The organism is Marinobacter sp. DSM 26671, from assembly GCF_900112835.1.
Lineage (GTDB): Bacteria > Pseudomonadota > Gammaproteobacteria > Pseudomonadales > Oleiphilaceae > Marinobacter > Marinobacter flavimaris.
In genome coordinates this window covers 24103-47817 of record NZ_FONF01000027.1, presented here as the reverse complement: position 1 = coordinate 47817, position 23715 = coordinate 24103, and the positions used below count along the sequence as shown (strand labels likewise).

The 23715-nt window shown below is 57.1% G+C and carries 18 protein-coding genes and 1 rRNA gene; 8 read left to right on the top strand and 11 right to left on the bottom strand.

Annotation, left to right across the window (positions count from 1 at the left end; genetic code table 11):
- From BM035_RS20010 to BM035_RS19985, 6 genes are all read right to left on the bottom strand, one after another.
- Positions 1-834 (bottom strand): 16S ribosomal RNA (locus tag BM035_RS20010); the annotation flags it as partial.
- Positions 835-956: 122 nt separating this feature from the next.
- Positions 957-1241, bottom strand: a complete 285-nt coding sequence (locus BM035_RS20005) for a hypothetical protein (protein ID WP_053114896.1) — start codon at positions 1239-1241, stop codon at positions 957-959.
- A 105-nt stretch (positions 1242-1346) separates the two neighbouring features.
- Complete coding sequence (purT, locus tag BM035_RS20000) at positions 1347-2537, bottom strand: formate-dependent phosphoribosylglycinamide formyltransferase (RefSeq protein WP_008171482.1); 1191 nt, start codon at positions 2535-2537, stop codon at positions 1347-1349.
- Positions 2538-2555: 18 nt separating this feature from the next.
- Entirely contained in the window at positions 2556-2744 is a 189-nt protein-coding gene (locus tag BM035_RS19995) for a DUF1289 domain-containing protein (RefSeq protein WP_008171481.1), read from the bottom strand.
- Positions 2741-3274, bottom strand: a complete 534-nt coding sequence (locus BM035_RS19990; RefSeq protein WP_008171478.1) for a gamma carbonic anhydrase family protein — start codon at positions 3272-3274, stop codon at positions 2741-2743. The genes BM035_RS19995 and BM035_RS19990 overlap by 4 nt, the downstream gene beginning before the upstream one ends.
- A 2-nt stretch (positions 3275-3276) precedes the next feature.
- On the bottom strand, positions 3277-3864 hold the full coding sequence (locus tag BM035_RS19985; RefSeq protein WP_008171474.1) for an NUDIX hydrolase: 588 nt from the start codon (positions 3862-3864) through the stop codon (positions 3277-3279).
- A 97-nt stretch (positions 3865-3961) separates the two neighbouring features.
- On the opposite strand from BM035_RS19985, the gene BM035_RS19980 reads away from it, so the two are divergent.
- Entirely contained in the window at positions 3962-4513 is a 552-nt protein-coding gene (locus BM035_RS19980; protein ID WP_008171471.1) for an NUDIX hydrolase, read from the top strand.
- Positions 4514-4522: 9 nt separating this feature from the next.
- Here the strand turns inward: BM035_RS19980 and BM035_RS19975 are convergent, their stop codons facing one another.
- Both BM035_RS19975 and purL read right to left on the bottom strand, forming a co-directional pair.
- A complete protein-coding gene (locus BM035_RS19975) occupies positions 4523-4834 on the bottom strand; it encodes a Nif3-like dinuclear metal center hexameric protein (RefSeq protein WP_053114894.1) in 312 nt (103 codons plus the stop codon).
- Between the two features lie 416 nt (positions 4835-5250).
- The gene (gene purL / locus BM035_RS19970; RefSeq protein ID WP_053114893.1) at positions 5251-9156 is read right to left on the bottom strand and encodes a phosphoribosylformylglycinamidine synthase; all 3906 of its coding nucleotides are present in this window, start codon (positions 9154-9156) and stop codon (positions 5251-5253) included.
- Between the two features lie 275 nt (positions 9157-9431).
- Between purL and mltF the strand changes: the two genes are divergently transcribed.
- Positions 9432-10952 carry a membrane-bound lytic murein transglycosylase MltF gene (gene mltF / locus BM035_RS19965; protein ID WP_053114892.1) on the top strand — a complete coding sequence of 507 codons (1521 nt, stop codon included), beginning with the start codon at positions 9432-9434 and terminating at the stop codon, positions 10950-10952.
- Positions 10953-10971: 19 nt separating this feature from the next.
- Here mltF and BM035_RS19960 read toward each other — a convergent pair whose 3' ends face one another.
- Complete coding sequence (locus BM035_RS19960) at positions 10972-11442, bottom strand: regulatory protein RecX (protein ID WP_053114891.1); 471 nt, start codon at positions 11440-11442, stop codon at positions 10972-10974.
- A gap of 178 nt (positions 11443-11620) precedes the next feature.
- Here BM035_RS19960 and BM035_RS19955 point away from each other — a divergent pair, with 178 nt between their 5' ends.
- On the top strand, positions 11621-14086 hold the full coding sequence (locus BM035_RS19955) for a DUF349 domain-containing protein (protein WP_092034070.1): 2466 nt from the start codon (positions 11621-11623) through the stop codon (positions 14084-14086).
- A gap of 13 nt (positions 14087-14099) precedes the next feature.
- Here the strand turns inward: BM035_RS19955 and BM035_RS19950 are convergent, their stop codons facing one another.
- The gene (locus BM035_RS19950) at positions 14100-14363 is read right to left on the bottom strand and encodes a late competence development ComFB family protein (RefSeq protein ID WP_014576682.1); all 264 of its coding nucleotides are present in this window, start codon (positions 14361-14363) and stop codon (positions 14100-14102) included.
- Between the two features lie 188 nt (positions 14364-14551).
- On the opposite strand from BM035_RS19950, the gene BM035_RS19945 reads away from it, so the two are divergent.
- The 4 genes from BM035_RS19945 (at position 14552) to BM035_RS19930 (ending at position 21192) form a co-directional block, all read left to right on the top strand.
- Entirely contained in the window at positions 14552-15760 is a 1209-nt protein-coding gene (locus BM035_RS19945) for an acetyl-CoA C-acetyltransferase (protein ID WP_092034067.1), read from the top strand.
- Positions 15761-15789: 29 nt separating this feature from the next.
- Positions 15790-17940, top strand: coding sequence for a 3-hydroxyacyl-CoA dehydrogenase NAD-binding domain-containing protein (locus BM035_RS19940; protein ID WP_008171463.1), 2151 nt, complete (start codon positions 15790-15792; stop codon positions 17938-17940).
- Between the two features lie 248 nt (positions 17941-18188).
- On the top strand, positions 18189-20372 hold the full coding sequence (locus tag BM035_RS19935) for a carboxy terminal-processing peptidase (RefSeq protein WP_092034065.1): 2184 nt from the start codon (positions 18189-18191) through the stop codon (positions 20370-20372).
- Between the two features lie 19 nt (positions 20373-20391).
- Positions 20392-21192 carry a helix-turn-helix domain-containing protein gene (locus BM035_RS19930; protein ID WP_039881881.1) on the top strand — a complete coding sequence of 267 codons (801 nt, stop codon included), beginning with the start codon at positions 20392-20394 and terminating at the stop codon, positions 21190-21192.
- Here BM035_RS19930 and mtnA read toward each other — a convergent pair.
- Complete coding sequence (gene mtnA / locus BM035_RS19925; RefSeq protein ID WP_092034062.1) at positions 21181-22245, bottom strand: S-methyl-5-thioribose-1-phosphate isomerase; 1065 nt, start codon at positions 22243-22245, stop codon at positions 21181-21183. The genes BM035_RS19930 and mtnA overlap by 12 nt on opposite strands.
- Before the next feature lie 112 nt (positions 22246-22357).
- Here mtnA and BM035_RS19920 point away from each other — a divergent pair, with 112 nt between their 5' ends.
- Positions 22358-23695 carry a TRZ/ATZ family hydrolase gene (locus tag BM035_RS19920; protein ID WP_092034060.1) on the top strand — a complete coding sequence of 446 codons (1338 nt, stop codon included), beginning with the start codon at positions 22358-22360 and terminating at the stop codon, positions 23693-23695.
- Positions 23696-23715: the final 20 nt, after the last annotated feature.

The following is a 23715-nucleotide window of genomic DNA, read 5'->3' as shown; positions in this document are numbered from 1 at the left end:
CCAACGGCTAGTAGACATCGTTTACGGCGTGGACTACCAGGGTATCTAATCCTGTTTGCTCCCCACGCTTTCGCACCTCAGTGTCAGTATTGGTCCAGGTAGCCGCCTTCGCCACTGGTGTTCCTTCCTATATCTACGCATTTCACCGCTACACAGGAAATTCCACTACCCTCTACCATACTCTAGCCTGACAGTTCGAAATGCCGTTCCCAGGTTAAGCCCGGGGCTTTCACATCTCGCTTATCAAACCACCTACGCGCGCTTTACGCCCAGTAATTCCGATTAACGCTTGCACCCTCCGTATTACCGCGGCTGCTGGCACGGAGTTAGCCGGTGCTTCTTCTGTGAGTAACGTCAAGCCTTACGAGTATTAGTCGTAGGGTTTTCCTCCTCACTGAAAGTGCTTTACAACCCGAAAGCCTTCTTCACACACGCGGCATGGCTGGATCAGGGTTGCCCCCATTGTCCAATATTCCCCACTGCTGCCTCCCGTAGGAGTTCGGGCCGTGTCTCAGTCCCGATGTGGCTGATCATCCTCTCAGACCAGCTACGGATCGTCGCCTTGGTAGGCCTTTACCCCACCAACTAGCTAATCCGACATAGGCACATCCAATAGCGCAAGGTCCGAAGATCCCCTGCTTTCCCCCGAAGGGCGTACGCGGTATTAATCCGGGTTTCCCCGGGCTATCCCCCACTACTGGGCAAATTCCTATGCATTACTCACCCGTCCGCCGCTCGACGCCTGGGAGCAAGCTCCCATCGTTTCCGCTCGACTTGCATGTGTTAAGCCTGCCGCCAGCGTTCAATCTGAGCCATGATCAAACTCTTCAGTTTAAATCATACAAGAATCCGAAGATTCTCTATTCTTGCTCAAGACAAAACTCAATTTCGACGAGTCACTGTCCTGATATTTCATATCCGAAATACCTCGGCCAGCGCCCACACGAATTACTTGGTCAACTTTTTAAAGAGCGCTTGAGCTGTTGCTCAATCAAGGCCGCGTATTCTACATCGTAGCGCCGCCTTGTCAACCGTTTATTTTCGATGTTTTCCGTCTCCGGAAAGCGCCGAAAAATGACCCGGCTTACTGCTTGTTTCGAGGCGCGCATTCTACAGTGAATCGCTTGCCTGTCAACTGCTTTCTGAAGAATTTTGAAACTCGTTTTCTTCAGTGCTTTCAAACAGTTATCTTTCGATTCCTCAGCCGCCTCAGCGGTGCTCCCCTCGAAAGAGATGCGCATTCTACAGACCTGCCTGAAGGTGTCAACGGTTCGTTCCGAATTTTTTCGGAAATCGTCATCAAACCTTCATAAGCCTGGCTGATCAGAGCCAGGCCTGGGTGAACCTCACAGTTCAACGGTAATCGAATTTGCCGAGTCGCGAGCTTTCTTGCGCGCTTCATCCACCGTTGCGCCCTTCGCCAGGGCAACGCCCATTCGACGGCGCCCCTTCAACTCGGGCTTGCCGAACAAACGCAATTGAGTATCCGGCTCGGAAAGCGCTGTCTCAAGACCGGAATACGATACGGACGCCGAATCGCCCTCAGGAAGAATCACGGCTGATGCCGAGGGACCAGTCTGCCGTATCGCGGGAATGGGCAAACCCAGAATGGCTCGGGCATGCAGAGCAAATTCGGACAGGTCCTGTGAGACCAACGTAACCAGGCCAGTATCGTGCGGACGCGGCGAAACCTCGGAGAACCAGACATTGTCTTCCTTAACAAACAGCTCCACACCGTAGATGCCATAGCCACCGAGGTTTTCGACCACAGCGCGGGCAACTTCGGCCGAACGCTCGTAGGCCAGCGGGGCCATTGGCTGTGGTTGCCAGGATTCCCGATAGTCTCCATCTTCCTGCCTGTGCCCGATGGGCTCACAAAAAGATACGCCATCACGGTGCTTGACGGTGAGCAGGGTAATCTCATAGTCAAAGTCCACAAAGCCTTCGACAATCACCCTTCCCTTACCGGCACGCCCGCCAGACTGGGCATATTCCCAGGCCGCTTCAATATCATCCTCGGTCTTGACGGTACTCTGCCCCTTGCCCGACGAGCTCATGACCGGCTTTACCACAAGTGGCAGGCCTATTTCGTTCACGGCGGCAAGGTATTCTTCCCGGGTACCCGCAAAGCGGTAGGGTGAGGTAGGCAGCCCGAGCTCTTCAGCCGCGAGCCTCCGGATTCCTTCACGGTTCATGGTGAGGTTCACCGCTCTGGCGGTGGGGATGACGCGATAGCCTTCCTCTTCGAGCTTTACCAACTCCGGCGTGGCAATCGCTTCAATCTCCGGAACAATCAGATCCGGCTTTTCCTGTTCGATAACACTGCGCAGGCTGGCGCCGTCCAGCATGTCGATGACATGGCTCCGATGCGCCACCTGCATGGCAGGCGCATCCGCATATCTGTCGACAGCGATCACTTCGACGCCATAGCGCTGAAGTTCAATGACAACTTCCTTGCCAAGCTCACCGGATCCACAAAACAAAACCCTGAAGGCATTACCTTTAAGGGGAGTACCAATTCGAACTGAGTCAGTCATGATTTACCAACACCTATGTTAGCCGTGAATCAGGGAACCTTTTTCGCGCTCCGCCACTTTCCGGAGCACCTCGCGCCGTTCGTCGTCATCCATCCTGGTCCAGAGGGTGATCTCATCCCCACTTCGATGGCAGCCCACACAGATGTCATTTTCATCAAGCGCGCAGATGCTTACGCAGGGCGATCGAACCTTGTCAGCAACACTCATTTTTTCGGCTCGCAGGGCTTGAGCTCATCGGCGTAGCGGGCAGCATTCTGAACATAGTGCTGCGCACTCATTTCCAGCATCTTCTTCTGGCTATCGTTGAGCTCCCGCTTGATCTTGCCCGGCGAACCGACAACCATGGAGCCGTCAGGCACCTCCATTCCTTCGGGAATGAGAGCATTGGCGCCAATCAGGCAGTGCTTGCCAATCTTTGCTCCGTTCAGAACCACAGCATTTATGCCAATTAAAGAGTAATCACCAATCTCGCACCCATGGAGCATTACCTTGTGACCAACCGTTACACCCTTACCCAGAGTAAGAGGCATACCCGGGTCTGTATGCAGTACCGAACCGTCCTGAACATTTGTTTCAGGCCCAATGGTGATCCACTCGTTGTCACCACGTAGAACGGCATTGAACCAGACGCTGGCCTTATCCATCAGCCGGACACGGCCTATCACCGACGCGTTCTCGGCCACAAAGTGACCCTCACCTTCCAGTTCCGGCGTTCGGTCATTCAACTGGTAAAACATTCTCAGCCTCCTTCAGGCGGTTCAAGCAGATCGATTCCGGCATCGTACACAGCGTTCAGGAAGTCAACCAGAACCACTGCCGACAGGCCCCAGATCTCGTAGCGTTCCCAACGGTAGCAGGGTACGTAAAACGTATGGTTCAGGAAATCCAGAGCATCTGTGCGCTCCCGCCTGTCTTCCAGAAAAAACGATAGAGGCACGCGGAATACACTTTCGATTTCATGGGGGTTTGGCTCCAAAGGATGATCTCCGGGAATCACACCAACGTAAGGTGTAACTAGAATTCCGTAGCGGGACATCACCTGACTGAGCGGCGCAATTAGTTGTACTTGATCCGGCGGCAATCCGATCTCTTCATGGGTTTCACGTAACGCCGTTGCTGCCAGAGACGGATCTTCCGAATCCCTTTTGCCGCCGGGATAGGCGACCTGCCCGCGATGGGTGCTCAGATTCTCGGACCTGAGCGTAAAGATCATCTCCGGGTTTTTCAGATCGTCGGTTACCGGAACCAGTATGCCTGCCTCAGGATAATCCAGGGCCAACTGGCGCGGTGCATAGCCGGCCAGGCGCTCGGCAAGTAAATCACGCAATGTTCATCTCCACGGTACATCCGGAGGTTGGATGAGACAGAGGCAGCCGGGATCGTTAAACTGACTACCAAACCAATTTAAGTATACGGGGAAAATCATGAAGTACTGCAGCACATGCGGCCATCCGGTTGAACAACGCATCCCCGAAGGCGATAACCGTCACCGCTATGTCTGTGTCAGCTGCGATACCATACATTACCAGAACCCACGCATTGTCGCCGGCACGGTGCCCGTGTGGGAGGGCCAGATACTGCTGTGTCGCCGCGCTATCGAACCTCGCTATGGTTACTGGACGCTGCCTGCGGGTTTCATGGAGAACGCCGAAACCACCATCGAGGCCGCGGAGCGGGAAACGATGGAAGAGGCGCTTGCAGAGGTTAACATTGAAGGCCTCTATTCCATCATCGACGTCCCGCACATCAATCAGGTTCACATGTTCTACCGGGCCACACTGAAAGACGGTCAGTTTGGTGCAGGTGAGGAGTCCCTCGAATCCAGACTGTTCGGCCTGGACGAGATTCCCTGGGAAGAAATCTCGTTCCCGACCGTCAAGCGAACCCTGGAACTTTTCCTGTCTGACTACAGCCGCGAATCCTTCGGGGTTCACGTGAGTGATATCCGCCACCCCATGGCGAAAGACCGCAAGTAGCGCGGGCGACTACAATTCCTCCATTCGATAGATTTCGTAAGCGGGCTCCTCGTATGGGTGGGCCTGCTTGAGTGCCGCGAGAGCATCCTTTATCAGCTCGTCGGCGCAAACCAGCTCAACCTTGTATTCATCCACCGCTTCAATCTCCCCGGCATGACCGAGAAACGGATCGCTTCCTTCAAGCGGACGAAACTGCCCTCTTCCAAGACATTGCCAGGCACAGGAATCGTAATCACCGATTCGACCGGCGCCGGCATCGAACAATGCCTGTTTGGTTTTTTCGACGTGAGTCTCCGGAACGAAATAACACATCTTGTACATCGAAAAACCTCCTTCAGGTCGGATATTTTTTGTACAGATTAATAGCTTAGATACTTACCCACAGAATCTGTGGATAACTCTGGGGAAAGTTTTTGGGAACACGCCCTCAAACCCCGTAATCACTGCACTTCCGTTAAATTGGCGACAAAATCACCTGATTCATTTATTCTATATTTTTCAATTGGTTATGACTTTTGAGCAAAAGTTGAACCAAATTCCCGCTCTTTGTGCACAGAACAAACAGGGAGGCACCAGCAATGTGCATAAAAATACTGAGTCAAGGGGATTTTTGCCATTTTTGCCGATTTTTTCCCTTGAAAAACGCCCAAAAAAAGGGCGCAAAACAAAAAAGCCGGCTTTGGAATAAACACTCATGTTGAGCGCACCCAAAACCGGCTTGTCACTGGAACGGAAAATCAGCCGAACCAGCGTCTCGCATTTCGGAACATGCGAATCCAGGAACCATCTTCCTGCCATTCTGAGGGGCGCCAGGAATGCTGGACAGCCCTGAACACTCGCTCGGGATGCGGCATCATGATGGTGACCCTGCCATCGCGCGTCGTCACACCAGTAATACCGGCTTCGGATCCATTCGGGTTGTAGGGATAGCGTACGGTCGCCTGCCCCCGATTATCCACATAGCGCAGCGCCACCAACTCGTTCTCGGAGAGAGCTTCTGCCGAGGTGCCGCTGGCAAACTCAACCCTGCCCTCGCCGTGAGCAACGGCAATCGGCATACGGGAACCGGCCATGCCATCCATGAACGCCGACGGTGACGGCATCACCTCAGCCATAACCAGGCGCGCCTCAAACTGCTCGGACTGGTTGCGTACGAAACGTGGCCAGCCCTCACTTCCCGGAATCAGTTCGTGAAGATTGGAGAGCATCTGGCAGCCATTGCACACACCCAGCGCCAGCGTGTCCTGGCGATTAAAGAACGCCGCAAACTGGTCCCTGACGCGATCGCTGAACAGAATCGACTTGGCCCAGCCCTCGCCAGCGCCCAGAACGTCACCGTAGGAGAAACCGCCACAGGCAACCAGGCTGTTAAAGCCTTCCAGCGTAACCCGGCCGGAGAGCAGATCGCTCATATGCACGTCGACAGAATCGAAGCCGGCACGGTCGAATGCGGCTGCCATCTCAACCTGACCATTGACACCCTGCTCCCGCAGAACCGCAACTTTTGGACGGGCTCCCTTGTTGATATAAGGGGCAGCCACGTCGTCGTTGATGTCGTAAGAGAGTTCGGCGTGGAGACCGGGATCCTCTGCGTCAAGCAGGTTATCGAATTCTTCACGAGCGCAATCGGCGTTATCCCGGAGCGACTGAACACGGTAACTGGTCTCGGACCACAGGCGCTGGAGCTCCACCCGGGATTCATCCACCACAGTGCTACCTTCGAAGGTCAGGCGAAGGTTGTCAGTATCATTCGGGCTACCGATAACACTGATGTAATCCCCAAGACCCGCGGCAGAGAACTGCTGCAGGACAAAACCGGTGTCTTCCCTGCGTACCTGGATGACGGCACCCAGCTCTTCATTAAAAAGTTCCCGGGCAAACTGACTGCGATCCTCGGCGAGGCCATCCAGCTTGATATCAACCCCACAGTGGCCGGCGAAACACATTTCAGCAAGGGTGACGAACAGGCCGCCGTCTGAACGATCGTGATAGGCCAGGAGCTTACCGTCGCTGTTCAGACCCTGAATAACCGCAAAGAAAGCCTTGATGTCCTCCGGGTCATCCAGATCCGGTGCAACTGCACCGACCTGACGGTAAACCTGAGCCAGAGCGGAGCCCCCGAGGCGGTTCTGGCCAGCAGCAAGATCCACGAGGATCAGATCTGTCTCGCCAGCATCCTTGACCAGCTGGGGAGTCAGCGTCCTTGCAACATCAATAACCGGTGCAAAACCACTGACAATCAATGAAAGCGGTGCAGTCACGCTTTTCTGTTCGCCGCTGTCTTCTTCCCACATGGTCTTCATGGACATGGAGTCCTTGCCCACGGGGATCGTGATTCCAAGCTCCGGGCACAATTCCATGCCTACGGCGCGAACGGTCTCGTAGAGATTCTCATCTTCACCCGGGTGGCCAGCAGCGGCCATCCAGTTTGCAGAGAGCCGGATATCGGCCAACTTGCCGATCGGCGCTGCCGCCATATTGGTAATCACTTCACCGACGGCCATGCGACCGGACGCGGGCGCATCGATCGTGGCGACCGGCGTGCGCTCGCCAATGGCCATTGCTTCACCGGTGCGAACATCGAAGGAGGTGGCCGTCACAGCCACATCAGCCACCGGAACCTGCCAGGGCCCAACCATCTGATCCCGGGCAACCAGGCCGGTAATGGTCCGGTCACCAATGGTGATCAAAAAGCTCTTGGAGCCAACAGACGGCAGACGCAGAACGCGGCGAATGGCATCATCCAGATCGATTTTGGTGGAGTCGAAAATGGGCTTCGTAAAGGAAGCGCGGCTGACACTCCGATGCATGCGCGGCGGTTTGCCGAACAGCACTTCCATCGGCAGATCAACCGGCTTGTCGTCGAAGTAGGAATCGCCCAATTCCAGATGATGAGCTTCTGTCGCCTCGCCTATCACGGCATAGGGGCAGCGCTCGCGGCGGCACAGGGCGTCAAATTGCTCCAGGTTTTCCGGAGCCACTGCCATCACATATCGTTCCTGGGATTCGTTACACCAGATTTCCAGCGGAGACATTCCCGGCTCGTCACTGGGAATGTCGCGAAGCTCGAATTTACCGCCGCGACCGCCATCTTTGACAAGCTCAGGCATAGCGTTGGACAGACCACCGGCGCCCACATCATGGATGAACGCAATAGGGTTCCTGTCGCCCATCTGCCAGCAGCGGTCGATAACTTCCTGACACCGACGCTCCATCTCGGGGTTGTCCCGCTGTACTGACGCAAAGTCCAGATTTTCGTTACTGGAGCCCGAGTCCATGGACGAAGCCGCACCACCGCCCAGACCGATCAGCATGGAGGGCCCACCCAACACGATGAGTTTCGCGCCCACCGGGATATTGCCCTTTTCAACATGCTCCTCACGAATGTTGCCAAGACCACCGGCAATCATGATCGGCTTGTGGTAACCGCGGACTTCTTCGCCGGCGGCTCCGGGCACTTTTTCCTCAAAGGTCCGGAAGTAGCCCGCCAGGTTGGGACGTCCGAATTCGTTATTGAATGCCGCGCCACCAATAGGCCCTTCAATCATGATGTCGAGCGGTGAAGCGATGCGTTCAGGTTTGCCGTAGTTGATTTCCCATGGCTGGGGATCGTCCGGCAGATTCAGGTTTGAGACTGTGAAACCAGTCAGACCCGCTTTGGGCTTGGAACCCCGGCCGGTAGCACCTTCGTCGCGAATTTCGCCGCCGGAGCCCGTGGCGGCGCCGGCGGCAGGAGCAATCGCCGTCGGGTGGTTGTGCGTTTCCACCTTCATCAGAATATGGATGTCTTCTTCGTTATATCCGTAGACACCCGTCTCGGGGTCCGGGAAGAAGCGGCCACCACGACTACCCCGAATAACCGAGGCATTGTCCTTGTAGGCGGATAGCACGCCCTCGCTGTTCATTTCGAAGGTATTCCGGATCATGGCGAACAGGGATTTTTCCTGACCCTCGCCGTCAATATCCCAGGACGCGTTGAATATCTTGTGGCGACAATGCTCGGAGTTCGCCTGGGCGAACATCATGAGTTCCACGTCGGTCGGATCCCGCTCAAGATCCGTGAAGGACTTAACCAGGTAGTCAATTTCATCTTCGGCAAGCGCCAGCCCCAGGCGCGAGTTGGCTTCCACCAGGGCATCGCGACCACCGGCGAGAACTGGCACCCTTCCCAGGAGCCGAGGCTCTTCATGGCTGAACAACAGCTCTGCGCCGCCCATCTCATGAAATACTTTCTGGGTCATGCGGTCATGCAGAAGCGCTGCGATTTTCTCGCGTTGTTCCAGGCCAAGCTTGCGCCCCGAACGAATGTAATAGGCCGTGCCCCGCTCAATCCGATGTATCTGCCGCAGGCCACAGTTTCGGGCGATGTCCGTTGCCTTGCTGGACCAGGGCGAGAGCGTGCCGGGGCGAGGCACAACCAGAAAAAGCACGCCGTCAGGCTCTTCCACCGGCACACTCGGGCCATAGGTGAGGAGCCGATCCAGAATAGCTTGCTCCGCGTCCGAGAGGTCTGCCTCCAGGTCAACAAAGTGCATGAACTCAGCATAAACATGCTCGATTTCAGGCACGATATCCTGAATTCGGGAATGCAATTTGCGGGAGCGGAATGGCGAGAGCGCGGGAGCGCCGCGAAGTTCAAGCATGATATCAACCTGTATCGCGCGAAACGGGGAAGTCTGGGTGCAATTTGAAAGGCCGACATGATACTCGAAAGCGGGGTCAGGATACAGCGCTTGAGGCGTTAATCCCGGGCCGTACAATTAACATTGTTTTGCACATTAATTAACCAGCTTTATTGACCAGGCCTCCGACACCAAGGATCATTGAATCTGTGGAAAGGAATTCCACGCTCAGGATAGACAAGGTTGCGTGGCTTTGAGCGACGCTACAACCAGATGATCCAGCCGTGACGGAGTCCATGGACTTGCCAAAGATATTTGCTGCTTTCAAAAGCGCATCCGCCGGGATTGTTTTCTTCCTCGGCACTGCCCTGATACTGATCGGATGCTCACAGCCCAGCACTCTCCAGGAAATCCGTGATGAGGGGGTGCTGCATGTGATTACCCGGACGGCGCCGTCTATCTATGTGGAAAGTGAAGACGGCCCCACCGGCTATGATTACGAACTGGCAAAACTGTTCGCCGAGGAACTGGGCGTAAAGCTCCGGGTCCGCGTTGCCGATAACAACACAGAAATCCTGTCCGTTCTGAAAAAGAACTACGCCCACTTCGGGATGCTCGGGCTTTCCAGACAACCCCATACTGCCAATCAGTATCGCACCGTAGCGACCGGCATCACCGCCCAGTCGATCCTGGTTTATAACCGTGATGTCGAGCGGCCCGAATCATTGCAAGACCTGATCGGGAAAACGGTGCACGTGGTATCCGACAGCAACCACGAGCACCGCCTGAATGAAGCCCGCCGGGAAAACGCAGAGCTTGAATGGGAGGTGCATCCCGGACTGGACGCCGCGGGCGTTCTGTCCCGCGTTGAAAGCGGCGAATTCCCCTACGCAATGGTTTCCTCCAACGAGCTCGACCTTAACCACGTATTCTACCCGATGGTGAAGGAGGCCTTTACCCTTGGAGAACCCGGTGAACTGGCCTGGTTTTTCCCGTCAGCGCAGGATGATTCCCTGGCAAAAGCGGCCCGCCAGTTCCTGGAAAGTCTCGAGACCAACGGAACATTGGCCCAGATTTCCGAGCGCTTCTATGGCCACCTTGATCGACTGAATTACGTGGGTGCCCGAACCTTCATGCATCATGTGGAGAACCGGTTGCCCAAATACGAGTCGCTGTTTCGCGACTATGCCCGCGAGTTCAACATGGACTGGCGACTGCTCGCAGCCATTGGTTACCAGGAGTCCCACTGGCGCCCCAATGCGGTATCGCCCACCGGGGTCCGTGGACTGATGATGCTGACCAGGAACACCGCCAGCCATATCGGCATCAATAACCGCCTGGACGCCGAAGAAAGCATTCAGGGCGGCGCCAAGTATTTCCGGATCGTGCACGAAAAAATCCCGGAACGAATCCCGGAGCCAGACCGCACCTGGTTCGCCCTCGCCTCCTACAACGTGGGTTTCGGGCATCTGGAGGACGCCCGACGACTTACAGAAGGCGCGGGACGAGACCCTGACCGGTGGATGGACGTAAAGGAATTCCTGCCGTTACTGGCCGAGAAGGAATGGTATACCAAGACCCGCTTTGGCTATGCCCGGGGCCACGAACCGGTGATCTACGTCCAGAATATACGGCGCTATTACGATGTACTCGCCCGGCTCAACCAGCCGGGTATCCCGGCGACCGAAGCAGAGGAACAGATCGTACAGATGGAGGAAAGCCGGGCGCCGGAAGGCCGATCAGGCGAGCTGCAAACGGACGGAAAGCTCAGGGCCGGCCTGCCCGCAGAACTGGGCATGATACCGCCAACCCTTTGAAGAATCTGACTTCCGCCGGCTATTCGCTACGAGCCTCGAGCGCGCGCTCCACCTGACTGGCGGAAAAGCCCCTACGATTCAGAAAACGCGCCTGCCGCACTTTTTCGTCCCAGTCGTCACTCAGATCCGCCAGGCCGAAACGCTTATCGCGGATACCGATAGCTCGCTGACACCAATCCTCCTCCGCCATCTCGGCAACACACTCCGGAGTCTTGTGGACCCCGCGCTGCTGAAGTTCGCCAAGAATCCGTAGCGGTCCGTAACCAAGGTCCATTCTTTGGCGGGCGTAGACGTCAGCAAACCGATCATCGTCTAGCCAACCCTCTTTCTCGTAATCATCCAGAACAGCGTTAATAATGTCGCCCGGCAGCTTTCTTTGGCGGAGTTTAAGGCTTAACTCGAGGCGACTGTGCTCGCGCCTGGCAAGCAACCTGAGTGCCGTTGCCCGGGCCTTGTAATCCTGATCGTTGTCATTTTCCTGTTTTGCCATACAGACCCTTTCCGCACACGCATACAAAACGCTAGACTAGCCGCGAATTTTTCCTGCTGGCCAGCACCTCAGGCTGACCAGTCAAACTACCCGGTATCCCTGACCGGATGCCGACGGCCGGTGGCGGCACAACTTTGCCCGACACCGTGAACTGGTTTCAACACCCAAGGATACTCTTATGGCCGCGTTCATCCAGAAACTGTTCAAATCCCGCAAGACAACCGAGGCAACGCCAAAACAGCGGAAAGCCACCCAGCCAGAGCCTGTCGAACAGGAAGATACCCGGACTGACCGGAGGGAAGAACAGCTCAAAACACTGGAGAGCGCACCATCCCAGGATGTCCTGGCCAAGCTTGCCATTGAGGGCGTTACCGCGGATATCCGGCAGTCCGCTGCAGGCAGACTGACCGACGAAGCCAGCCTGCAGGACGTGCAGAAACAGGCCAAAGGCCGTGACAAAGGTGTCTACCAGATCGTTAAACTGGCACTGCAGCAGCGGCGCGAAGAACAGGCCCGGCTGGACAGCATCAGCCAGACCATCGCTACCCTTACCCGCCACGCGCAGGATCAGGCGAAGAGTGACGATACCAAGCTTTATGGGGCCCGGCTCGATGCCCTGCTGAAACAATGGACAGAGGTGGAAACACACGCCTCACCGGAACAGGCCCAGGCCTTTCTCGAAGCGGTTCACCTGTGCAAAGAGCGCATTGCGGCCCTGCAATCTGCGGCGGAAGATGAAAAGCGCCAGCGCGAGCAGAAGCTGCAACGTCAGGAAACCCTGGATCTGCTGACCCGCACACTGGACGAGCTCAAGTCTCAACCGCCTGAAACACTGCCCTCACTGGCGTCCCTGGATGCACTCCAGAAAACTCAGGAAAACCGCTGGCTGGAAGCAACCCGGGATACGGCAGTGGAGAAGCAGGAACAGAAAGCCTACGAAAACGCCATGCTGGCACTGCGCAATTACCTGAGTTCTGTCCGTCGGATTACCCAGGAACGGGAAACCATCGTCGAACTTGGCGCACTGCTCGAGCGCGCAGACGATGCCACCGACGAGCAGCGTGCCCAGGCAAAGACACTGGTTGCCGAGATCAACTGGCCGGAAGGCTATCCCATCCCGGCACTACTGGAGCCATTGCGGAAGCTGGCCGGCAAACGCAAGAAACCGGCAGAGCCCCGAGTTGACCAGGAGCAACAGAAAGCTCTGACGAATCGCCTTGAGGCCGAAATCAGGCAACTGGAGGAGGCTCTGGAGGCCAAACAGCTGAAAGAATCCAAACAGCTCTTCAAAACGGCACAACAGCACTTCCGGGATCTGGACCAGCGCCACGCAAAACCCTATCAGGCGCGTATGCAGCTGCTTACCGGGCAATTGCGTGAACTCTCGGACTGGCAGGGCTTCGCCACGGAACCCAAGCAGATTGCCCTGTGCGAGCAAATGGAATACCTGGCAGAGCAGCCAATGGATCCGGAAGCAAAGGCCGAGCGAATCAAGGAGTTGCAGAATGAGTGGCGCGATCTCGGCGGCTCTTCAGATCGCTCGCTGTGGTCCCGGTTCAAAGCTGCCTCGGACAAGGCTTACGAGCCCTGCAAGGCCTACTTCTCTGCCAAGTCCGGCCTCAAACAGGCCAATCTGGAAAAACGGTCCGCCATTTGCGAGCAGCTCGAAAGCTTCCTGGACAATGCCGACTGGTCTTCCATCGACTGGAAAGCCGCGGAACGAATCCACCAGACCGCCCGCCAGGAGTGGAAAGAGGCCTGGCCAGTGGAATTCCGCGACAATCGGGCCGTTCAAAAGCGCTTCGATGAACTGCTCAAGAGGCTGGAAGCACCCCTGGACGAGGAACGGCGCAAGAACGAAGGCCTGAAACAGACGATCGTGGACAAGGCCCAGGCCCTGGTCGAACACGAGCCGCTTCAGGAGGCCATGAACCAGGCCAAGGCCCTCCAGGGAGACTGGCAAGCCATCGGAATCACCCGCCATCGGGAAGACCGCAAACTATGGCAAGCGTTCCGAAAGGCCTGTGACCAGATCTTCGCCCGCCGTGATGCCGAGCGCTCGGAACAGCAGCAGGCATCACGTGCCGCCGACGAGACGGCACAAGCAGGCCTGAATAAGGTTTCAGGAATATCCCCGGAAAGTGACGAACAGGCAGTCACTGCGGCCCTGGCGACGCTCAAGGATATTGATGCCGCTACGCTCTCAAAAGGCGTCAGGGAACAGGTCCAGCAAGAAAAGCAGCGGCTGAGCAAGATTCTCTCGGCTCTGAGACTGCAGGCAAAAATGGCTTCCTGGCAGTCTCTGGTGATGGCGGCCACAGCGGGCCAGTCCAGCAGTGAATCAGCGCCTCAGCACTGGGCTGCGCTGGCCGAAACGTCAGACGCCAGCGATCCGGTCGAGCTGGTGATTCGCGCAGAAATCCTTTGCGGCGTGCCCTCCCCCGAAGCCGATCAGCAGCGCCGCATGGAAATCCAGGTTCAGCGCCTTGCCAATGGCATGGGTTCCGCCGACAACAGCACGGATCAAATGCAGGATGTAGAGAAACTGCTGGCAGCCTGGTGCCTGGGTGGCACTGGCAAAAACGCGGACACGGAGCTCGCTGAGCGACTGAACAGGGCTATCGCCAATCTGAACGAGGCCTGAGGCGCCCAGCGGTCTACTCCCGCTGATGTTCCCTGACGAATTCCCTGGCTTCCTTTACGGCGGCCAGGGATTTCTGTTTCATCCCCTTGAGTTCCTCGTCCGCCAAGTAAAACATCATATCGATTGAATGCCGGTAATACCGTGTGGGCAGTCGGTTGAGAGCCACGCACATAACATCGGTCAGATAGTCCGCTGTGTCAGACTCCTCCCGCGTTGCCTCGATGGCATCCACCACCAGCCGCTCGTAGAAATTGTCGATTGCATCTCGCAGAGACATGGCTTCCGCCTCCCAAATTCGTCTGCGGTTTCTAACACCATAGAAGCCAGCCCCCTCCTTGTCATGGTTCATGAGCAATTTCGCCAATGCGATTGGCAGCCCGCGTCATTACCCCCTGCAACCGCAACCGGCTATGGTTGTGTCATCGGTAAATCAAACCCGAAAACAATATGACCAGAGGACAAGCAATGACCACCGAGGCTTATATCTTCGATGCAGTCCGCACCCCCCGGGGGCGCGGAAAAAAAGACGGATCACTTCACAGCGTCAAACCCATCTCGCTGTTGACCACGGTGCTCCATGCGCTGCAGGAGAGGAACAGCCTGGATACCGCCCAGGTGGACGACATTGTGATGGGCTGCGTAACCGCCGTGGGTGACCAGGGTGCAGATATCGCCAAGACGGCAGCGCTGGCCGCTGACTGGGATGAAAAAGTGGCGGGCGTCACCCTGAACCGTTTCTGCGCCTCCGGATTGGAAGCCGTGAATCTGGCGGCCATGAAAGTTCGCTCTGGCTGGGAAGACATGGTGGTTGCCGGCGGCGTGGAGGCCATGTCCCGTGTGCCCATGGGCTCCGACGGCGGAGCCTGGGCCACAGATCCGGAAACCAATCTGCATACCGGTTTCATGCCCCAGGGCATCGGCGCAGACCTGATTGCCACCCTCGAGGGCTTCAGCCGTGAAGACGTTGATGGCTTTGCCGTGAAATCCCAGCAGAAAGCGGCCAATGCCTGGCAGAACGGCTACTTTGCGAAGTCCATCATTCCGATCACTGACCAGAATGGCGTGGTGATCCTTGATCGCGATGAGCATGTGCGTGGCAACACTTCCCTGGAAAGCCTTTCCGGCCTGAAACCCTCCTTCCAGATGATGGGCGAGATGGGCTTCGACGGTGTCGCCCGGGAGAAATACCACTACGTGGAGAAGATTAACCACGTTCATCATGCCGGCAACTCCTCAGGTATCGTCGACGGTGCCACCGCCATGCTCATCGGCAGTGAAGCCAAGGGCAAAGCCATGGGGCTGACGCCGCGCGCTCGCATCATCGCCACGGCCGTGACCAGCACAGACCCCACCATCATGCTCACCGGCCCCGCCCCGGCAGCGCGCAAGGCACTGGAAAAGGCGGGCATGACTGCCGATCAGATCGATCTGTTTGAAGTGAACGAGGCCTTCGCCTCTGTGGTTATGCGCTTCCAGCGGGAACTCTCGGTTCCCGGCGAAAAAGTGAACGTGAACGGCGGGGCTATCGCCATGGGCCACCCGCTGGGTGCCACCGGCGCCATGATCCTTGGCACCCTGCTGGATGAGCTGGAGCGGCGCGAGCTGCGCTACGGCCTGGCCACACTGTGCGTCGGTGGCGGCATGGGCATTGCCACCATCATTGAGCGCGTCTGAACCCGTCCACTTTTCCAGGAGAACCAATTATGAGTGCTATTCGTTACGAACTGGGTTCAGACCAGATCCTGACCCTCACCATCGATATGCCCGGCCAGTCCGCCAACACCATGAACGCTGCTTTTCGGGACGCCCTGTCGGAAACCGCCGCAAAAGTGAAGGAAGACCTGGATAACATTCGCGGCATCATCATTGCCTCCGCCAAAAAGACGTTTTTTGCCGGCGGCGACCTGAAAGAACTGCATAAGGTCACGCGCGAAGACGCCGGGACTTTCGAGGATATGGTCAACGGCCTGAAATCGCACATGCGGTTTCTGGAAACCACCGGAAAACCCGTGGTGGCAGCCATCAACGGCTCCGCCCTGGGTGGCGGCCTCGAGATTGCCCTCGCCTGTCATTACCGTGTCGCCATCAATGACGACAGCATTCAACTTGGACTGCCGGAAGTGACTCTGGGCCTGCTGCCAGGTGGCGGCGGCACCCAGCGACTGCCTCGAATGATTGGCCTGGAGGCAGCCTTCCCGTTCCTGATGGAAGGCAAAAAGGTAAATCCGAAAGCTGCGCTCAAGGCCGGCATTATCAACGAACTGGCAGATTCTGCCGACGATATGATCACGAAAGCCCGAGCGTTCATTGAGGCCAACCCGAAATGTCAGCAGCCGTGGGACCAGAAAGGCTTCAGGTTCCCGGGTGGCGCGCCCCACCATCCTGCCATGGCGCAGAAGCTGGCGATCGCTCCGGCCATGCTGAAGCAGAAGACCAAAGGCTGCTATCCGGCCCCGGAGCGCATACTTTCTGCTGCCGTTGAAGGCGCTCAGGTCGATTTCGATAACGGCAGCCTGATCGAGACCCGGTATTTTGCGGAACTGGTGATCGGCCAGGTTGCCAAGAACATGACCGGCACCTTCTGGTTCCAGTTGAACGCCATCAAGGCGGGCGGCAGCCGCCCCGAGGGCGTTGAGAAAGAAACCTTCCGCAAGGTGGGTGTTCTGGGCGCAGGCATGATGGGCGCAGGTATCGCCTATTCAACGGCGACACGGGGTATCGATGTGGTGCTGAAAGACGTCTCCGTTGAAAATGCCGAAAAAGGCAAAAGCTACTCGGAGAACCTGCTCGCCAAGAAAGTCAGTCGTGGCCGAATGACGGAAGAACAGAAGGCAGACATCCTGAGCCGCATCAAGGCCACCGATTCGTCAGACGATCTGGAAGGCTGTGACCTGGTGATCGAGGCGGTCTTCGAGGACAGTGGACTGAAGGCAAAAGTGACCCAGGAAGCGGAACCCAAACTGGTGGCAAACGGGATTTTTGCGTCCAACACCTCAACCATCCCCATTACCCAGCTCGCCGGAGCCTCTGCGAACGCCGAGAACTTCATTGGCCTGCATTTCTTCTCACCGGTCGACAAGATGCAGCTGGTAGAAATCATCGTCGGCGAAAAAACCTCGGATGAAACCCTGGCGCGCTCGTTTGACTACGTTCAGCAGATCGGAAAGATTCCCGTGGTGGTCAACGACAGTCGAGGGTTCTTTACCTCGCGGGTCTTTGGGACCTTCGTCAACGAGGGCATCTGCATGCTTGGCGAAGGTATTCATCCAGCGAGCATTGAAAACGCGGGGGTGCTGGCCGGTATGCCCGTCGGGCCACTGGCGATTTCCGACGAAGTCAGCATGACCCTGATGCAACACATCCGGGATCAGAGCAGGAAGGATACCGAAGCCGCCGGCGGAACCTGGAATCCCCACCCAGCGGAGGCCGTCACTGATGCGATGGTCAACGAACATGGCCGCAAGGGCAAGGCTGCGGGCGCGGGCTTCTACGAGTACCCTGCCAACGGCAAGAAACACCTCTGGCCGGAGCTGGAAACTCTGTTCGTGAACGCGGAGAAGGCAAGAACGGTCAAACTGCAGGAGCTGAAAGACCGGATCCTCTTCATTCAGGCCATCGAAACCGTTCGTTGTCTGGAGGAAGGCGTATTGCGAACGGTAGAGGATGCGAATATCGGCAGTATCTTTGGCATTGGCTATGCGCCGTGGACCGGTGGCGCGATTCAGTTCATCAATCAGTATGGCGTGAGAGCATTCACGGAGCGGGCATCGGCGCTCGCCGAGACCTATGGTGAACGCTTTGCACCACCCAGACTGTTGCAGGAAAAGGCGGAAACGAACACACCGTTCGCCTGATTCAGCCTCTGCACGTCTGCTGCCGGGAGGATTTACCGATTCTCCCGGCAGTTTCCCCGTGTGCAACACGCCTCAACCCCGATGATCCCTCAGTTACGAACGTGGCGTCTTCATGGACAGATTGTCACGATCCGATACGCCCTGCCTATGGCATCGGGTGTAGTGCTTGCCTACAATAAATTTAATAAGTCACGGGTAGACACTCCCTCGCAAACCGAGGGGCTACCAACACCGTCGGGTAAGCATTTATGACCATCGCGGAAAGAATTATGGCTCGTCGCTCTTCGGCCGGATCTGTTCGGTTCGGGGTGTGCAAGGCAATGACTGTAGCATTGCTGCTGTCTGCGCCACTGGGGCTTCATGCGAACGTTGAAACTCCAGACGTGTACGAGCCAGTTGCACCGACGATTGATCAGGCGCGAGCCAATATCCTGATCGCCCGTCAACTGCAGTTTACCCACTTCCGGGACCTCGGAATCAGCGATGAACTCTCCGGAGATGTGTTTGATGCCTACCTGGATTACCTCGACGGGCAGAGAATCTATCTTTCGCAGGACGACATTGCGAAGTTCGACAAAATCCGCACTCAACTCGGCTCTGCCCTGAAAACAGGTCAGCTTCAGCCCGGATTCGATATTTACAATCTGGTTCAGCAACGGATTATCGAGCGCCTCCAGTTTGCTCTGGAAACAATCGACAAGGGCATCGACACGCTGGATTTCTCGGCCAACGAAAGTATTCTGGTCGACCGCTCGAAAGCGGACTGGGAATCGAACGCCGAGGCCCTGGACGATCTCTGGGTCAAGCGCATTAAAAATGCGGTGCTGGCTCAGCGCCTGAACGGGGCAGAAGACGAAGCCATCGTTGAAACCCTGCGCCGCCGCTACGAAGGCCAGTTGAAGCGCGCGTACCAGGCCCGCAGTGAAGATGCCTTCCAGGCCTATATGAATGCGTTTACCGGCATGTGGGACCCGCACACGTCCTACTTTTCGCCGCGCACCTCAGAAAACTTCAATATCAACATGAGCCTTTCACTGGAAGGCATCGGTGCTGTGCTTCAGTCGGACAACGAATACACCAAGGTGGTGAGACTGGTACCCGGCGGGCCCGCCTCCAAGCAGGGTCAGCTTGAGCCCGCAGATCGCATTGTTTCTGTCGCACAGGAAGACGAAAAGCCGGTGAATGTGATCGGTTGGCGTCTGGACGAAGTGGTGGATCTGATTCGTGGGCCGCGCAATTCGACCGTCACACTGGAAGTGATTCCGGCCAATGCCTCCGACGAGACCATTACCGAGACCATCGCCATCAAACGCGATGAAGTAAAGCTGGAAGAGCAGAGCGCCAGCAAGGACACCATACGTCTTGAACGTGGTGGCAAGGAATATACGATTGGCGTCATTACCATCCCCACGTTCTATGCGGATTTCCAGGCCATGCAGGCTGGTGACCCGAATTACAAGAGCACGACCCGCGATGTCCGCAACCTGATTGCGGAGCTCGAAGCCGACGGCGTTGACGGCCTGGTGATGGATTTGCGAAACAACGGCGGTGGTGCGCTGCACGAAGCCAATGATCTGGTCGGCCTGTTTATTGACAAGGGCCCCACCGTTCAGATTCGCAACGCCAATAACGATGTGCAGGTACTCAATGACGAGGATCCTTCCGTGGCCTACAACGGGCCTCTGGTGGTACTCACCAACCGCATGAGTGCGTCAGCGTCCGAAATTTTCGCCGGCGCCATCCAGGACTATGGCCGCGGACTGGTTGTCGGTTCCCAGACCTTTGGTAAGGGCACCGTTCAGGCTGTGCGTCCCCTGAACCACGGACAACTCAAGATCACACAGTCCAAGTTCTACCGGGTATCCGGCGGCTCCACGCAACACAAAGGGGTTATCCCGGACATCGAGATTCCTTCTCGTATCGACAAGACCCGCATCGGTGAGGACGCCCTGGATCATGCCCTGCCCTGGGACCAGATCGAGGCAGTGCCGCATACACGCTACTTCGATTTCAGCGGCATTATCGATGAGCTTCGCAAGCGGCACGAAGAGCGGTTCTCAACCAACCCTGAGTTCAGCCTGCTGCAGCAGGAGATCGACTTCCTGACCAAACAGCGCGCCACCGACAGCGTCAGCCTCAACCTGGAAGAACGCCGCGCTGAGCACGAACAGATTGAACGCACACGGCTCACGATCGCAAATGCCCGTCGTGAACTGAAAGGCCAGACACCGTTCGAGTCGCTGGAAGACCTTGAAGACTGGCAAGACCAGCAGGCGGCGGACCTGAATTCCACCGATGAGGAGCTGGATTTCGTGATACGGGAAGGTGGACATATCATGGCCGACATGCTGGACCTTGATAACCGCATGGCATCGATCCTGGATCCCCAGCAATTTGCGGCACAGTCTCCGGCCGCCGCAGTGACACGTTGAACAGGCAGCTCCAAGTCTCATGACTGAGCAGGACGCAGGCGGACAGGATAGCCACCAGAAAGCACGGATGTTGCAAGACATGCTACTGGACGCGCTACATGCCATGCGCTCCCTGGAGGAAGTGGAAGGGTTGGAGAAACCGGCGGCTCAGGAACGAACGCCGGAAGGCCTGATCGACCGCCTGGCAAGCCTTACCGGGTCTGCGCTCCGCTTCGGGGTCAAGGCGACGGATACGTCTCTTAGGGTGGGCCGGGCACTGATCAATTCCCAGGATCAGCTGCGGGCAATGCTCACAGCAGGCCAGTCTCTCAAAGACATCCGCGAAGTGGCCGGCCTCACCGTATCTGAAATGAGCGAGGCCCTTAACCTGCGGGACAAGTCCGTCCTGGAGGCTATAGAGAACGGCACCACCACCCTGTCCTTCGAACTGATACTACGTCTGGCAGCCCTCATTGCCAGAAACGATCCCATCCCGTTCATCATGCGCACCACGCGCAACTACAATCCCGAAGTCTGGCAGATTCTGAATGACTGGGGCGTGGCGAGACTGCCCCTGCAATTTGAGCGGGAGCGGGAGTTTATCAACATCTTCCGCCGGCATGATGACGCTCGCACGCTCTCGGATGAAGGTTTCCAGAAAGTGCTGGAGTTCACCCGTCAAAGCTTTGAAATGTCCCTGCACTTTATTGAGGAGCAGGAACGGCAGGTGGCCGAACTCAGGGCCACCTACGAGGAAAAGCACCCCGACGTGAAAAGGTCACCTGACAAGCCTGCCGCCAAAAAGAAGCAGCCGGAGCGCACCCCACCGTCAACCAAATAACGCCTGCATACCGGTTATATTCGGGTTATGCACCACGCCCTTTTCAGTAACGATCGCGTCGATCAGGCTTGCCGGTGTCACGTCAAAGACCGGATTGAATACGTTGATGCCTTCCGGCGCCAACCCGATACCGCGTATCTCCCGGATCTCAATGCCGTCGCGCTCCTCAATGGCCACATCTGCCCCTGACGCCGTGGCCATGTCCACCGTGCTTGAAGGCGCGACCACCATGAAGCCCACTTTGTGATGGCGGGCCAGAACCGCCAGGCTGTAGGTGCCGATCTTGTTGACCACATCACCATTGGCAGTTATTCGATCCGCGCCGACGATCACCCAGCGTACGTCTTTCCGGGCCATGATGGCGGCAGCGGCACCATCGGCATTCAACGTGACGGGAATGCCGTCGCGTGAAAGTTCCCAGGCCGTCAACCGGCCACCCTGAAGCCAGGGGCGAGTCTCGTCGGCATAGACGTCTGCCAGCAGCTTTTCCTCATGGAGACGACGAACAACGCCCAGTGCCGTACCGTAGCCCCCGGTGGCCAATGCACCGGTATTGCAATGGGTCAGCACCGAAAACGGTACCTCTGCTCCGATAAACTCAAGGGCATGGTCCGCCATGGCAAAGTTGGCGGCCAGGTCTTCCTCATGTATGGCCCGGGCCTCCGAGGCCAGGCGTTTTACCGCTTCGTCCAGCGAATGGCACGCGTGGAAAATCCTTTCCATGCGCTGCAGCGCCCAGAACAGGTTTACTGCGGTCGGACGTGAAGCTGCAAGCTCGCGAATGGCCTGTTTGATTTCCGCCTTCCAGTCCCCGCCACCGGCATGTCTGGCCGCAAGGGCCACCCCGTAGGCTGCACTGATGCCGATTGCAGGAGCGCCCCGAACCACCATATCCCGGATACTCTGCGCTACACCGGCAGCGCCTTCCAGCGTTATCCAGTGCTCCTCTCCCGGCAGCAGGCGTTGATCCAGCAGCTCAAGACTGCTGCCGTGCCAGCGAATCGCAACGGTGCCAATGGCCCGTTCTTGGGAGGGTTTCGGGGTTGTTGTCATAGAAGACTGCTCCGGTTTTTCAGCGCTGAAAACTGCCAGTATAACGGTTATACTTCCGGGCTACATTTTCAAGGTGTGGAAGCTCCGCGCCATGCGCTGTAAGGCAGGATAAATGACGGCAGACACTATCACCGCAGCCGATATTCGCATCAACGCGCGCTGGCTGATCCCGATTGAGCCGGCAGGCACGGTACTTGAGCATTATGCAGTGATTATCCAGGGTGACCGCCTTGCCGCAGTCATTCCCCAGGAACAGGCGGACAGATCGTTCAGAACCCGGGAAACCGTTGATCTTCCGAACCACGTCGTCATGCCCGGCCTGATCAACATGCACGGCCACGCGGCCATGAGCCTGTTCAGGGGCATGGCAGACGATCTTCCGCTGATGACCTGGCTGAATGACCATATCTGGCCGGCCGAAGGTCGCTTTATCAGCGAGCAGTTCATTGCCGATGGCACCCAACTGGCCATGGCTGAGATGCTGCGTACGGGAACCACCACGTTTTCTGACATGTATTTCTTCCCGGAAATTGCGGCTCAGATGGCGCACGATACGGGCATTCGTGCGCAAGTCTGTTTTCCGCTGCTCGACTTCCCGACGCCGTGGGGTGCCGGACCCGAGGAATACCTGAGCAAGGGCGCCGACTTTATCGACAGCTGGAAAAACGATGGCTACATCATGCCGGCCATTGGCCCCCATGCACCCTACACCGTGTCCGACGGCCCGATGATTGAAGCCGTCCGGCTCTCCGAAAAGACCGGCGCAGCCATCCAGATCCACCTGCACGAAACGGCATTCGAAGTGGCCGAGGCTACTGAAAAGCTGGGTCAACGGCCCACAGCCCGACTGGCGGATCTCGGCCTGCTCCGCCCAGAGACCCAGTGCGTTCACATGACCCAGATCGATGCCAGCGATATCAGCTTGCTTAAACAAACGGGCGCCCATGTTATCCACTGCCCGGAATCGAATCTGAAGCTGGCCAGCGGCCTTTGTCCGGTGCAGGAACTCCTCGATAGCGGGATTAACGTCGCCATAGGCACCGACGGCGCCGCCAGCAACAACGACCTCGATCTGTTCGGGGAACTCCGGACTGCCGCCATGATGGCCAAAGTAGTGGCCAATGATGCCTCGGCGCTATCGGCGCACAAGGCCCTGCAGATGGCCACCATCAACGGGGCAAGGGCTCTGGGGCGGGACCATGAACTGGGTTCTCTGGCCGAGGGCAAGTTGGCGGACATCATTGCCATTGACCTGAGCGACCCGTTTTTGCAGCCAGTCTACGACCCGGCTTCGCACCTCGTATACAGCAACCATGGTCGATCAGTAAGCCACAGCTGGATTAACGGCGTACCACAAGTACAGGATGGCCGGCTTACCCGCATTGACGTTGCCGATCTCATGCTTCGAGTTGAGGACTGGGCCGGGCGAATCCGCACAAAGGCTGACTAACCGATTTCCTATTGATTCAC